13 protein-coding genes are annotated in these 13655 nt (G+C 42.3%); 5 read left to right on the forward strand and 8 right to left on the reverse strand.

The features are described from left to right. Window position 1: 1 nt before the first annotated feature. Window positions 2–409, reverse strand: a complete 408-nt coding sequence (locus tag M1D84_RS09575; protein ID WP_415475045.1) for a GtrA family protein — start codon at window positions 407–409, stop codon at window positions 2–4. A gap of 167 nt (window positions 410–576) precedes the next feature. On the opposite strand from M1D84_RS09575, the gene M1D84_RS09580 reads away from it, so the two are divergent. Together M1D84_RS09580 and M1D84_RS09585 are read left to right on the forward strand one after the other, a co-directional pair. Next, complete coding sequence (locus M1D84_RS09580) at window positions 577–807, forward strand: excisionase family DNA-binding protein (RefSeq protein ID WP_268478743.1); 231 nt, start codon at window positions 577–579, stop codon at window positions 805–807. Between the two features lie 845 nt (window positions 808–1652). Next, window positions 1653–1883, forward strand: a complete 231-nt coding sequence (locus M1D84_RS09585; protein WP_232624300.1) for a hypothetical protein — start codon at window positions 1653–1655, stop codon at window positions 1881–1883. Between the two features lie 10 nt (window positions 1884–1893). Here M1D84_RS09585 and M1D84_RS09590 read toward each other — a convergent pair whose 3' ends face one another. From M1D84_RS09590 to M1D84_RS09615, 6 genes are all read right to left on the reverse strand, one after another. Next, complete coding sequence (locus tag M1D84_RS09590) at window positions 1894–2994, reverse strand: Ger(x)C family spore germination protein (RefSeq protein ID WP_073205883.1); 1101 nt, start codon at window positions 2992–2994, stop codon at window positions 1894–1896. Further along, window positions 2991–4091, reverse strand: coding sequence for a GerAB/ArcD/ProY family transporter (locus tag M1D84_RS09595; RefSeq protein ID WP_332284286.1), 1101 nt, complete (start codon window positions 4089–4091; stop codon window positions 2991–2993). Before M1D84_RS09595 ends, M1D84_RS09590 begins: the two co-directional genes overlap by 4 nt. A gap of 12 nt (window positions 4092–4103) precedes the next feature. Further along, a complete protein-coding gene (locus M1D84_RS09600; protein ID WP_213405122.1) occupies window positions 4104–5588 on the reverse strand; it encodes a spore germination protein in 1485 nt (494 codons plus the stop codon). 72 nt (window positions 5589–5660) lie between these two features. After that, complete coding sequence (locus tag M1D84_RS09605) at window positions 5661–7001, reverse strand: (Fe-S)-binding protein (RefSeq protein ID WP_341320010.1); 1341 nt, start codon at window positions 6999–7001, stop codon at window positions 5661–5663. Then, window positions 6998–8407 (reverse strand): glycolate oxidase subunit GlcD, encoded by a 1410-nt coding sequence (gene glcD / locus M1D84_RS09610; protein WP_216100431.1) that lies wholly within the window; start codon window positions 8405–8407, stop codon window positions 6998–7000. The genes M1D84_RS09605 and glcD overlap by 4 nt, the downstream gene beginning before the upstream one ends. A 78-nt stretch (window positions 8408–8485) precedes the next feature. Further along, the gene (locus tag M1D84_RS09615) at window positions 8486–9619 is read right to left on the reverse strand and encodes a CdaR family transcriptional regulator (RefSeq protein WP_341320011.1); all 1134 of its coding nucleotides are present in this window, start codon (window positions 9617–9619) and stop codon (window positions 8486–8488) included. Between the two features lie 122 nt (window positions 9620–9741). Here M1D84_RS09615 and M1D84_RS09620 point away from each other — a divergent pair, with 122 nt between their 5' ends. Then, window positions 9742–10320, forward strand: coding sequence for a branched-chain amino acid aminotransferase (locus tag M1D84_RS09620; RefSeq protein WP_458106457.1), 579 nt, complete (start codon window positions 9742–9744; stop codon window positions 10318–10320). A gap of 17 nt (window positions 10321–10337) precedes the next feature. On the opposite strand, the gene M1D84_RS09625 is transcribed toward M1D84_RS09620, so the two are convergent. Further along, complete coding sequence (locus M1D84_RS09625; protein WP_133744081.1) at window positions 10338–11102, reverse strand: DeoR/GlpR family DNA-binding transcription regulator; 765 nt, start codon at window positions 11100–11102, stop codon at window positions 10338–10340. 150 nt (window positions 11103–11252) lie between these two features. On the opposite strand from M1D84_RS09625, the gene M1D84_RS09630 reads away from it, so the two are divergent. Further along, window positions 11253–12059, forward strand: coding sequence for a tyrosine-protein phosphatase (locus M1D84_RS09630; RefSeq protein ID WP_283860138.1), 807 nt, complete (start codon window positions 11253–11255; stop codon window positions 12057–12059). 24 nt (window positions 12060–12083) lie between these two features. After that, the gene (locus M1D84_RS09635; RefSeq protein ID WP_283860137.1) at window positions 12084–13625 is read left to right on the forward strand and encodes a glycoside hydrolase family 10 protein; all 1542 of its coding nucleotides are present in this window, start codon (window positions 12084–12086) and stop codon (window positions 13623–13625) included. Window positions 13626–13655 lie beyond the last annotated feature (30 nt).

The following is a 13655-nucleotide window of genomic DNA, read 5'->3' on the forward strand; positions in this document are numbered from 1 at the left end:
ATCATCGCTCCATTTCTGATGGTTTATTTTCTGATGGAAAAACCCATAGGCGGCTTCCAGTAAAAGTGATCATCATGCCAAGAAGGGTACCAATCGTTTTACTAATGAATAATGAGAAACCTGCTTGCTGTATGACATATAAGACCACATAGGTGAGGAGGCACGCTGCGCCGTTGACTGTGGCCCACTTGATCCATTCCCACTTGTCAGCTTTCTTTTTCACTTGGAACGTCCATTTTCGATTCCACACATAACTGTTCAGCATTCCTGCCGTATAGGACAAGCACTGTGCAAGAAAAGAGGGAACAAAGCAAGCAGTTAAAAAAAAGAAGAACAGAAAGTCAATCATCGTATTGCTAGCGCCTACAGTTAAAAATGCGGCATAGATCCGAATATTTTTCTTTGTCATGCGAAGGATCATCACCTCCTAGTGTTTGAGTGGATGTATGAATACTGTACAAAAGCGAGTTGACGAATCAGTGAAGAAAAGATGAAAAAAACATGAACAAGCGATAACTGTTTTTTCACCAGCTCGTGATATAATTTGTAAGATGAAACGAACGGTGGTGCACATGCATGTATTTAACAATTGGAGAAACAGCTGAATACTTAGAAGTATCTGAAGCATATGTTGAAAAATTAATCCAGCAAAAAAAGATTCGTTACGTATTTGACGGGGAATCTTATCTCATTTATCAAGGGCAGTTTCAAACGCATTTAAAGCAGCTCGAGCAATATAAAGAGCTCGTCCAAGAGATCTTAAATGAACCGATTCCGGAAGACCCCGATGTAAAGGATGAAGATTAGAAGATCGTTATTTCTTCATTTGAAACAATATGGACGAATGGCCGCGGTTATAGAAAGAATGATTTCTATTTCACCTTAAGCTTGCTCCAATGAAAGAAGCAGAATAGCAGTAAAAGGAAGTGAAAACGCAACTACTTTATGTGAAGCCTGTCAAAAAAACGAAATGAACGTTGTAGAATCGTCTGATGAACCGAAACAGGCCATCAATGCCACGAAAGACTGTTCAGCTATTCGTTACGGCCTATTGAATGGTATAACCTAGCTGTTCTCCATTCCTCTAAACAATTTTTACTCCCGCGATGATTTTTATGGAGAGGACGGACAGGCTTTTCAATTAGAGGAGAATGTCGTCATCACCAAAAGCGAGAAAGCTCCAACATTAAAAGACGTTAAGCATGATTTGGTGTCTATATTAGACTTTTCAATCACTAGATGGTTTCTTGAGGATGATGTCATCGATGCTTTGAAACAGCACGACCAGCAAAAAATCTTGGATTCTATTCAAAGTAGGTTTCATGAAACAGAGCATGCCGAAGTGAATGTTAGAGATCGCGGGTGATGTTCTAGATACATTTGCCGCTGAATGGGTCAGGGAACTTTTGGATCACGAGGACGAAGAATTCCTTTACCTACTCATGGGCAGCAGCCAGCAGTTTGCCGGGAGATGAGGGATTATATTAGAAAAATTGAAATCGATCAGTGAAAAAGAATTGCCGTTAGAGGCTTTTATTTGCCTGCATCGTTTCCGTTCTCACAAAATTTTGGATTGGATGGAGTCAAATTGCACCCATTTTCACGATCAGTGGGAAAGGCTGGCAGCCGTCAGCTGCCCAACCTGGGAGAGAATGAAATCTTGGCTAAACAAAAGAAGACCTTTCTGCTTCATTGCACTAGATACAATGGCAAACTGTGCAAAAGGGAATAGACCGGCTCTTGTGGAAAAATTTTCACCTAAAATTCTTAGAACTGATCAAAATGAAGTAGAAAAGATTTTACATGATGTTCATCAAAAAGATCCGGTTCCACGAGTGAAAATGAAAGTGTCCAACATCTTGGAGAACAAGCAAGACATTTGAATAAGCCTTTTTATTGGCTGACTCCGGTTTGAACAATCTTCATGTGGCATTTAACTTGTACATCTGCATCAGGATAAATGCTTTTCCACTTTTCTGGTGTTACTGCTTTGTCTTTTGATCTATACCTCAGGCCCAGCCCAAGCGGATCTATGTTTTGCTTTTTAAAGGATTGAACAAGGTCTTGTCCTTGCTGAGCGACACGTTTTTCTACTTCTTTTTCAACATGGTCCAATATAGATGGTTTATCAATTTTTTTGGACTTCATGAATTCTTTTAATTCACCTTTCAGTTTGATATCAATCATGATCTGAGGCTTCTTTGTTAGGTTTTCCGTTGGTTTAATTCGGTAAGACACATGGGATTTGATATTTTCAATGACGACATGGGTCTTTGCATGATCAGCCAATTGAAATTCGTAGATGCCATTTTTATGATTTTCAATCATCGCTTTAAATGTGAACGTGTCTTTTCCAGGGATATGACCGACCATTTTTTCATGATCAAACAGAGCGACTCCTGTGATCTTAATGACATTGCCTTTTTTCTTAATGTAGGGGAGGTATGCATCGACCCCTTTTGCCAGCATCTGATTCATAAAAATATGCTGATTGGTGACAGGTTCATTGCCATTTCGCATATTTTGGGCGAGCAGATCAGAGAGATATACACCTATATTTAAGTTCGTTTGATTCATTTTTGTGTATAATAACTCTTCAACTTCTCCGCCTACAATCGCAAACACTTGACGTGAACCAATGATAGGATCACGATAAATATAATTCATTAAATCGATCATGCCGACTTCTTTTGCTAACTTTTCACTGACTAAAATAACGAGCACCTGGCCCATGACTACTGGAAAAGGTGATTCTTCTGACACGAGAAATTGAATATTACTAATGGTGTTTGACTTTCCGCTTAATATTTGATAACTTCCTTGCTCTTGACTTTTAAAGACAGGGAAGACAAAGAAGCCCTTCATTTCTCCATCTTCCAATAAATCAAATCCTGCCGCCTGAGAGATATTTAATTCATCTAAAAGGTGGGGCTCTGCACAGCTGGTTAACAAAAGACTACACAACATGAGGCCCGTAAGTATATAACGTTTCATGCTCGTTTTTTCCCCCTCCTTTTTTTCAGCATCAGTCCAATGACCATACAGATAATCAATCCATAGATCAGAATGAATCCGCTAAATTCCACCCATTGATTAAAGGTTTCAAAAGAAGTTGCACTGGCAAAAAACGAAAACATGATCAGAATGAGGATGCTGAGCCCGATGAACGTGACGCGCTGGCTCGTATGAAGCATTTTTTTGGCCATTCGGCTCGCTGCCCATAATGGAATCGTGATATTAGGAATGATCAGAAGCAGCCAAAGAGACACTTCAATAAATTCAAAGCGCTGGATAAACGGAAGCTTCACAATGCTCGTTAACGTTAGCGTCGGCCATTTTGTTAATTTGAGCTGAGCACTTGAGTAATACGCTATAGAGACGAGAAAAGTGAGCAAGTTTAAGCATGTCGTAAATAATGCCCCCATGTGAGCAAATTTTTGAGATGTCTGAGCTTGTTTAATAAAGGGATAATAGACAAGCAGCGTGCCAAAACCAAACATGGATAAGGATGCATCTTTGACTCCCACAAGCATTTGCGAAAATGTATGATCAAACATTGGGAACATGAAACGAAGGTGACTATATTTCATGGCATAAAAACAGATAAACGTCATCCAATATGTCAGTACAACACTAAAAAATGCCCATCCAGCAATGGTTCTAAAGCCGCCAGTATGAATGTAATACACAAGCAGCAGCAGTACAGACGCAAACAAAAGACCAGGAATTTCTTTAAACAGCCATACATGGATCACATCCATGTAATGGATAAGAACGGTCAGCGACAAAGAAGCAAAATATAAGATATAAAGAATGTTGAATAATTGCCCAATCCATTTGCCAAATACATATTGCGTGATTTCACCAAATTCATCCGAAGGGGCCTTTTTAAACATCAAGTACATGAGAAAGATCATCACATTGACGCTCATGCCGGAAATCAAAATAGCGATCCATCCATCATTATTGATAGAACGAACAAGGTTTGTTTGAAAGTTTAAAATGCTGACACCGACTTGATTGGCATTGATGAGAAAAAACACAAAATAAGGGGATACTTGAAATTTCTCTTTGACAGAAGAAGAGCTCATGCCTTCACTTCCTTATTCATAAAAATCATTTTTCCCCTTGCGGCCTTGCTTCGGCTTAGAGCGATGGATGGTTTCATTTTGCGGACGTAAATTTTCCGGCCTTTTGTTCAAAAAACGGAGCTGAGGACGAATCAAACTGCCTTTTAAATCAGCAAGGCGCATTGGAAAAATAGGCTCTAAATACGGCCGGCCAATTGAAGTTAATTTCATTAAATGGGTGAGCAGAAAAGATCCCATCACAGCAATACCTAATGCGCCCCAAACCTGTGCTGCAACTAAAAAAGGAAATCTCAGCAGCCGAATGGCACTGCCCATTTTGTATATAGGTGTGACAAATGAGGCGAGAGCAGACAGGGCAACAATAATGAGTAAAATATTGCTCGTTAATCCTGCTGCTACAGCAGCCTGTCCAATGACAATCCCTCCAACAATCCCGAGCGTCTGACCGACTTTAGCTGGGAGCCTTGAACCTGCTTCTCTTAGTAATTCAATCGAAATCTCTAAAAATAGTGCCTCAATGATCGGAGGAAATGGCACAAGATAGCGCGAGGAGACAATGGTTTCTAATAAATCCTTTGGGATCAGCTCATAATGAAAGGTTAAAACGGCGACATATAAAGGTGTCGCAAAAATGGAAAATATCACAGCAAATATGCGTAACAGCCTAAAGCAAGAAGCCGCAATCCATGACATATTGTAGTCTTCCATAGTGGAAAAATACTCAAGTAAAATAGTCGGAGCAAGCAAGACATGAGGCGAACCATCCACTAATATGGCAATTTTCCCTTCTGATAAGCCTGAAGACACGCGGTCGGGTCTTTCTGTATTCAAAAACAACGGAAAGATCGTATTGGATACATCATAAAGCATTTGAGCGAGGTAATTCGCATCTAAAATCTGATCATAATCAACGTCCTCAATTCGCTGAAGAACCGTTTCGATGTTCTCCTGGTTGGCGATTTCTTCAATATATAACACGGCAACTTTTGTTTGAGAGAGCGTACCAACCGTCTTTTCCTCAACTTTCAGGTTAGGCGTCGGCAGCCGCCGTCTGACCAAATTTAAATTGGTATCTAAAACCTCCACAAATGCTTCCTGTGCACTGATAATCCCAAATTCAATTTCAGGCGGACCTATTTGCCTGCCTTTCTTTTCTTCGATCGGCAAGAGAAGCGTTTTGCCCCAGTCTGTCTCAAGTCTAATCGCAATGCTGCCCCGGTGAAGGGCTTCTTGCACTTTTTGAAGATCGCTCGTGATGACAGCCTGCTCAATGGGAATTCGTTCTTTCAGCTCTTCAAGAGTGGGTGACAGGTGCAGTTGTTTGAGGGAAGGGAAAATTTGTTCATGTAGAAGATGTCCATTAATCAATGAACGAAAAAAGGAAATCCTATACAGAAAATCTCCATTTCGAGACAGCTCATTTGTAAAATCAGCAGAACGTGACAATGCTTCAAATACTGAATTCGGGTCCTTTTGTTGTTTGTTTTTCTTCAGCATTTGGACCAGCTCCTTCGGCGATTTGCCTCTATTATCTAACCGATTGTCTAAAGATATGCATGAAAAAAGCGTTCAGCTTGATGGGCTGGACGCTTTTTTTCCATATAGAACGGCTTCTAATAATAAATCAGCTAGATGGACGGCACGCATGCTCGGTGAGTGCCCTGAGCGTTTGATGCCTGCTGCCATTTGCAGCTGACAGCCTGGATTAGACGTAACGATGGCAGCGGCCTTTGTTTGAGTGGCTTCTGTCATTTTATGATCTAAAATTTGCATCGACATCTTTGGCTGCAAGATGTTGTAAATGCCAGCTGAGCCGCAGCACCGGCCCGAATCCTTCATTTCTTTAAATGATACACCCTGAATGGCCTTCATCAGCACCCTTGGTGCATGCTGTACACCCATTCCGTTCCGCAAATGACAAGAATCCTGATAGGTGATGACCTGCTCTGGCAAAGCAAGCGGCATGCGGCGGTGAAATTCCAGCTCCACTAAAATGTCTGATATATCCGTGATTTTCTTTGAGAAGGCTTCACTTCGCTTTTGAAAATCCGGATTATCGCAAAGCAAATGATCATAATCACTTAAAAAAGCGCCACAACCGCCTGCATTCATGACTATGGCATCCGCATCTATCTCTTCAAATGCTTCAATATTCCGCTTTGCTAACTGTTTCGCTTGTTCTTTTTCACCGCTATGGCCATGGAGCGCTCCGCAGCACGACTGAATAGGAGGGACGATGACGTCACAGCCTGCCAGCTGCAAAAGCTGGATGGTCGCTTCGTTTGTGCTGAAAAAAACGGTGTCCATTAAACAGCCAGTAAAAAAGGCGACCCGTTTTCTCGCTGGGCCGGCGGCTTTGTATTCCGTCAAACGGCTTTTTCGTTGACGCGGCACTTTTGGAAGCGCCTGTTCCATCAGACGTAAATGCGGTGGAAGCACCTTCAGCATGCCAGTTTTGCGGGCAGCCGTTTGCAGACCAGATGTTTGATAAAAACGAAGAAGTCCTGCTGCTTTCCGCATTCGGCTTTGTGAAGGAAAGAGACCTTTAAACACGACACGTCTTACAAGTTTGACAGGGATGGATTGTTTTTTGTGCTGCTGAATGATGTCTCTTGCATCTTCAAGTAACCGTCCATATTTAACGCCGGAAGGGCAGACCGGTTCACATGCACGGCAGCCAAGACAAAGATTCAGTGAATGCTCGACATCTTCATCTGGCTCAATGACGCCGTCTCTCACCGCCTTCATTAAAGCAATTCGGCCGCGGGGAGAGTGTGTTTCTTGTTGACCAGATTCAATATAAGTAGGGCAGGAAGGAAGGCAGAATCCGCAGCGCATGCAATTGAGCAGCTCTTTTTCGTCCATTTGCTGCTGAAATGCTTGCTGAATCTCTGTTTGTTTAGAACTCATGAGACCACCACCCGCTTTCTTGCGGCTTTTCCAAACACTTTATCAGGGTTCATGATATTTTCCGGGTCAAGCGCTTGTTTGATCGCTTTCATTGCCGCAATGCCTTCTTTTTTAACCTTCAGTTCTAAGTAAGGGGCTTTCATAAGACCCACGCCATGTTCACCCGTAATGGTGCCGCCAAGTGAGACTGCTTTTTCAAAAATGGCCTGAAAGGCTTCTTCCACCCGTTTCATTTCTTCTTCATTTCTTGCATCTGCTGCACAAGTAGGATGCAAATTGCCATCACCTGCATGACCAAATGTACAGATTTTCACTTTGTACTGCTTCGCAATGTCTTCGATCGCCCGCACCATGCTGGCAATTTCAGACCGGGGAACTGTGGCATCTTCTAAAATGGTCGTCGGGCTTAAGCGGGCGAGGGCAGATAAAGCGGATCGTCTCGCTGTTAAAAGTGCATTTGCCTCTTCTTCAGAATGTGCGATATTCACTTCTTTTGCACCATGCTGCTGACACACTTTTGCGATGCGCTGCATATCACGGGCAACCGCTTCAGGATGGCCGTCTTGTTCGATTAACAGCACCGCTTGAACGTCAGTCGGCAAACCGATTTTTGCAAAGTCTTCAACGACTTCCAGAGTCGGCTGATCCATAAATTCTAATGTGGCGGGGATGATACGCTCTGCAATAATCGCCGACACTGAAGCGGCGGCTTCCTCTAAACTTTCATATAAGCAAAGCATCGTTTGTTTTGTTTCTGGAAGCGGCAAAAGCTTTAGCGTGGCTTCAGTGACAATCCCGAGCGTTCCTTCTGAACCTACGAACAAACGGGTCATATCATACCCGGCCACGTCCTTTGCAAGCTTGCCGCCTGTTTTGATGATGTCACCGTTTGGCAGAACGACTTCAAGTCCAAGGACATAATCTCTCGTCACTCCATACTTTAACCCCCTTAGACCGCCTGAATTTTCATTAATATTTCCGCCTAATGTAGAGATTTTCATAGAGCTTGGATCAGGTGGATAGAAGAGGCCTTTCGCCTCTACTTGGCGAATAAGTTCCTGTGTGATCAAACCAGGCTGCACCGTTGCTGTCAGGTTTTCTTCATCTATTTCTATTAATTGGTTCATTCTTGTAAACAGCAGCACAAGTCCGCCTTGAGTGGGACATGTGCCTGCACAAAGGTTCGTTCCTGATCCTCTTGGCACGATCGGTATGTTATATGAGGCGCAGAGCCGGACAATTTGCTGGATTTCCTCAGCCGTATGCGGGCTTGCGATGACATCTGGCATATGCTGAAAATTTGGTGTTGCATCATAAGAGTAGGCAAGCCGATCGGCTTTACTGTCCTGCACGTAAGACGCGCCAACAATCTTTTTTAATTGATTTAAAAATTCAGAATGTAACATACGCATTCAACTCCTATTGATGAGACGTATCGTTTCTTTCAGTATAAAAAAAGAATCGCCTCATGCCTATGGACGATTCTACAAAATATCGGGCTGTTCACTTCGTTTTTTTGGATCATCATCTAATAGCATGAAGGCTAAATAAAAGAGCATGGCATCTTGCATGCGCTTTGGATCAAGTGTCGTTAAATCTTGGATTCGTTTTAGCCTGTAATGCAGTGTATTGATATGGACATGCATCGCTTCTGCGGTATATTTCAATGAGCAATCTGAGGTCATGAGTACCCGCAATGTTTTCACTAATTCAGGATAGGGGAGAAGAGGGGCGATCGTTCGATCAAGAAACACTTCTTTTGTTTCCTGACTCACTTCCTCCATAAAAAGTTCGAGCGTTAAATCTTCATCAAATACAATCGGCGTACTAGCATGTGCCATTTTTAATGCTCGAAAGGCTTGTTGAAACGATTGCTTCATCAAATGAGCAGCTGCTGGTTTTCCCGCTCCAATCAAAACCCCGGGCGAGCTCCGCGCCGTAAGGGAGGCATGGATGTGAAACAGGCGCTGCTGTAGGGCTTTACGATCATCTGCTGTTGTTTGCAGCATGAGTAAAAAGCGGCCATGCCCCCAGCGGACGATGATCTCCTGGCTGTTGAGATGCAGCGTTTCCTTCAATTCTTTGTATTGATTCTGCTTCATAAACGATTCATCCTGACAATCGATCAGAACAACTGCGCGCTCCTTGTTGATATCAAGCTGAAGCCGCGACGCTTTTTCAGTGAGATCAATCGCTGTCTCTGGCAGATGAAGCCAGTCGAATACAAACGCTTCGAGCTGACGTTCATCCGTTTCAGTTTCTTGAAAAAATTCATGTTCATGAATAAGCAGCTCGGTCATTTTTCTTAATATTTCGCCAAAAGGAGACACATGTACAGGATCTCCTGTCATTCCAATGACCCCGATGACCTCTTGCTTAAAATAAATAGGCAGATTGATGCCAGCTTTGACGCCTTTCATGTGCTGCTGGTCATCCTTTGTGAGAATTCGTTTCTGTCCTTCAAAAGATGTCAGATACGCTCCTTCATGAAATTGTCCAACGCGCGCTGGATCTGTTGCTGCAATGATGGTGCCGTTTGTTTGTGCGATGATGATTTCCTCAGTCAGCACCTTTTTAACCTCATCTACGATTTTTTCTGCCAGTGTCATTGTGAGCAAAACGTACCCCTCCGAGATGTTTCTTTTGACACTATCATACCATCATATGCTAGGACATATCTTTCTTTTCATGAGTTATGCTAAAATAATGAATGCACATGAAGAAGAAAGGAGACATAGCCATGTCGTTACTAAATCGCTTACAAGAACTATTAAAAGAAGGACAGGCGCTGACAGACTTCGAATATGATGAAGCGGCGCGTCGCAATTGGACATTAGAAGGAGCGAGAATAAAAGAAGAAGCCCGTTTTGGCGATGTATATATAGAGCGTGTAGACAAGGAATCAGAGAACATGATTCAAACAGAAAACGCCTCATTTCTAAACACACCGCTTACATATGTGAAAAAACATCAAAAAGAATTCATTTATATCGAATCCAAGTGGTTTGATGTCGTGAAAGTGGATGGCTTGGCCATTGAATGGGATGAAGTGTTTCAAACGTATACCGTCCTATTCGGTTTAAAACGTCCTAAAAAAGACACGAATATTCTAAAGGACATGCTATCGCCATTAAATGGTGCTCAGCTTCAATTTAATGGACAAGATGGCTTATTTGATGTGAATTTGCAGCTTCTTGAGCTTGAGAATATCCACGAAGATACGGCTTTCATTGACGTCATCTCGGCCGTGTATCGATTTTTATTCCGTATGATCATACAGCTTGAAATCAATGAATCAAAAAATGGCTCAAATTCCTGAGCCGTTTTTTTGTCCATCTATTCATTTGATGAAGGTGTGACAAACTGTACATCATGCTCTTTTCCATATTGAAGATAATCTTCATGTGGCTCCTGATTGGTCACGACGATATCAATCTCGTGCAAATCACAAAACGTGGTCAAGGCGTAATGATCGAATTTGCTATCATCCACTAATAAAAAGGTTTTGGCACTTTTTTGAACAAGCGTCTTTTTAATATCGGTTTCAAGCGGAGAAGAATTCGTGACGCCGTGATCAATGGATAAACCAGTTGATGCGATAAAGGCTTTATTGACATTGTAAGCTTTTAAGCGCTCAACACTTTGATAACCAACGAAAGAATTCGTTTTTCTTTCAAGCATCCCACCAGTGGAAAAGATGGTGAGATTTTCATAAGGCATCGCCTGTGTAATGAAATCCACATTATTGGTCACAATGGTCACCTGTTTCTCCGTCAAATAGGGGAGCATCTCAAGCGTTGTCGTACCAGAATCAATAAAAATCATATCCCCGTTTTCCACAAAAGCGGCAGCCGTCTGACCGATCAATTGCTTTTTACTGAGCTGACGGATCTTTCGCTCCTGATACACCACTAACGTTGAGTGGTTCACAGCCACTCCGCCATACACTTTTTTGAGTACGCCGGACTCGACCAACGCCTGTACATCTCGGCGTATCGTGTTTTTTGAGACACCAAAATGCGCAACAAGCTCATCAAGTGAGGCAGATTCCCGGTCAAACACATACTCTTTGATTTGCTGAATCCGTTTTGTTTTTATCATACTTCATATCTCCAATCAATCCGAATGTCCTTTTTCCATTATACCAATAAATTCTCTTACATGGATTAGGTCAATTGATTCTCTTTTCTCCTTTGATATAAAAGCGTATGATAGAAAAAAGAAAGAAACCAGAAAGGAACTTTCACTTCTATGAATCAATCAAACAACCCATTTTCAAAGCTTGCGAATTTTAGAGAAGTAGGGGGACTTCAAACAACAGATGGGATGGTGATCAAACAGGGAATGATTTATCGATCCGCAGACTTATCCCGTTTGTCGAAACAAGACATCGAGATATTCTCAGCACTCGGAATTCAAACCGTTTGTGACCTCCGTACAGCCTCAGAACGTAAATCACATCCGCCAAAGATCAAGGAACACGACAAAATCGTCCATATTCCGATGCAGCCTGACAGTAAGATGCCAAGTAAATGGACCATGTTTCGTATGCTGGTAACAGAAGGGAAGTCTCTCTCATTTACACCGATCATGAAAGAGTTATATCAAAGCATGCTGACAGAGCGTAAAGAAGAGATTCGGCAGCTGTTCACACTGCTTTCAGATCAAAGCCATTACCCGCTGATGCTTCACTGCACGAGTGGCAAGGACCGTACAGGTTTTTTATCTGCCCTGATTCAGTTGGTGGCAGGTGTACCGCTGGCTGTAGCTTTAAGTGAATACATGCGTTCCAATGAAGGCGTGCAAATGCTCGTCAGAAGGCAGGAACGATTTGTCCGATTGATGAGTTTATACCGGGTGTCAAAAGAACAAATTCAGCCGCTTGTCGGTGTGCAGCAAGATTATCTTGAAGATGTGCTGCACGAAATGCTGGAGACATACGGGAGTGCAGAGCGGTATTTAATTGAAGCCTGCAAAGTCCCTGAAGCTCATCTCAATGAAATGAAAAACATTCTGCTTATACCATCTGCTGGCATTCCATCACAAAAAGCGGAATAAACTTAAGGTGAGGTGATGCAAAACATGCTGAAAAAGATCAGTATGACAGTTTTAACACTGATGTTGATGTTTGTATTTTTATTGATTCCTTCTAGCAGTCTAGCAGCTCGTGCAGTGCCAAAAGGGAAGCTTGAGAGCACAAGAGAGATGCGCGCGGTATGGATTGCATCGGTTTATAACTTAGATTGGCCCTCAAAGAAGGGGCTGCCCGTAGCAGAGCAGAAGCAAGAGTTTATTCGTTTGTTAGACGAAATCAAAGCGATGAATATGAATGCCGTCATTATGCAAATTAAACCAACAGCAGATGCCTTTTATCCTTCAGCATACGGGCCGTGGTCAGAATATTTGACTGGAACACAAGGGAAAGATCCGGGGTACGATCCGCTTGAGTTTATGATCGAAGAAGCTCATAAACGCGGCCTTGAATTTCACGCTTGGTTTAACCCTTACCGAATCACAATGAATCATACTGATCTCAGCCGTTTGTCTGCCGATCACCCTGCAAGACAACATCCTGATTGGACGATTGCGTATGGTAATCAGCTTTATTACAATCCTGGTATTCCTGAAACTCAGGACTTCATTATCGGCGGTATCGAAGAAGTTGTGAAAAACTACGATATTGATGCAGTGCATATGGATGATTATTTTTATCCATATAAAATAGCCGGTGTACCATTTCCAGATCAAGAAACGTATGAAAAATATGGAAAAAAAGCATTTACACATATAGAAGATTGGCGAAGAGATAATGTGAATCAGCTGGTAAAGCAAATCAATGACACCATTAAGAAAGAAAAACCGTATGTGAAATTTGGTATTAGTCCATTCGGGGTATGGCGCAACATAAAAGATGACCCGACTGGTTCAAACACCACTGCAGGAATGACCAACTACGATGATTTATATGCTGATACAAGAGAGTGGATTCAGCAGCACGATATTGATTATGTTACTCCGCAAATTTACTGGAGCATCGGCTTTCAAGCTGCCGCTTATGATGTGCTGACGAAATGGTGGTCAAATGAGGTGAAAGGGGAGCCGGTTCACCTGTACATTGGGCAGGCGGCATATAAAATTAATCAAAACAGTGACCCTGCTTGGTCTGACCCGGAAGAATATTTTAGGCAGATTGAGCTGAACAGGCAGTCACAGCTTGTGCAGGGAAGCATGCATTTCAGCCTGAAGGATATCAATCGCAACCCTTTGAATGTAAAGGATCGATTGATAGAAGAGTCATACCGCAAACCAGCTCTCATTCCAGAAATGCCTTGGCTTCATCAGAAAGCACCTAAAAAACCAATCATTCAATCTGTGAAAAAGACAGCGGATGGTGCGGCTTTACAAATCAAAAATGATTCGCATTCTACCGTATCCTATTATGCGGTCTATCGATTAACAAATAAAGGAACATATGAATTGCTGCAAACGGTTAGAAAAGAAAAAGGCGCCATAACAACGATTAAAGACCTCCCAGTCAATCAAAAGAAAATGGATACTTACAAGATTACGGCTCTTAATCGTCTTCATCACGAAAGCAAGCCTTCTACAAAAATAGTGAAATAACAGAAAAAGCATGAGTGAGATTTTCTTCGT

It is taken from the genome of Bacillus sp. PK5-006 (genome assembly GCF_054161415.1).

Bases quoted from the DNA above. Each gene is read 5' to 3' on its own strand.
- M1D84_RS09575 (WP_415475045.1), bottom strand. From the start codon at position 409: ATGACAAAGAAAAATATTCGGATCTATGCCGCATTTTTAACTGTAGGC.
- M1D84_RS09580 (WP_268478743.1), top strand. From the start codon at position 577: ATGTATTTAACAATTGGAGAAACAGCTGAATACTTAGAAGTATCTGAA.
- M1D84_RS09585 (WP_232624300.1), top strand. From the start codon at position 1,653: ATGAAATCTTGGCTAAACAAAAGAAGACCTTTCTGCTTCATTGCACTA.
- M1D84_RS09590 (WP_073205883.1), bottom strand. From the start codon at position 2,994: ATGAAACGTTATATACTTACGGGCCTCATGTTGTGTAGTCTTTTGTTA.
- M1D84_RS09595 (WP_332284286.1), bottom strand. From the start codon at position 4,091: ATGAGCTCTTCTTCTGTCAAAGAGAAATTTCAAGTATCCCCTTATTTT.
- M1D84_RS09600 (WP_213405122.1), bottom strand. From the start codon at position 5,588: ATGCTGAAGAAAAACAAACAACAAAAGGACCCGAATTCAGTATTTGAA.
- M1D84_RS09605 (WP_341320010.1), bottom strand. From the start codon at position 7,001: ATGAGTTCTAAACAAACAGAGATTCAGCAAGCATTTCAGCAGCAAATG.
- glcD (WP_216100431.1), bottom strand. From the start codon at position 8,407: ATGTTACATTCTGAATTTTTAAATCAATTAAAAAAGATTGTTGGCGCG.
- M1D84_RS09620 (WP_458106457.1), top strand. From the start codon at position 9,742: ATGTCGTTACTAAATCGCTTACAAGAACTATTAAAAGAAGGACAGGCG.
- M1D84_RS09625 (WP_133744081.1), bottom strand. From the start codon at position 11,102: ATGATAAAAACAAAACGGATTCAGCAAATCAAAGAGTATGTGTTTGAC.
- M1D84_RS09630 (WP_283860138.1), top strand. From the start codon at position 11,253: ATGAATCAATCAAACAACCCATTTTCAAAGCTTGCGAATTTTAGAGAA.
- M1D84_RS09635 (WP_283860137.1), top strand. From the start codon at position 12,084: ATGCTGAAAAAGATCAGTATGACAGTTTTAACACTGATGTTGATGTTT.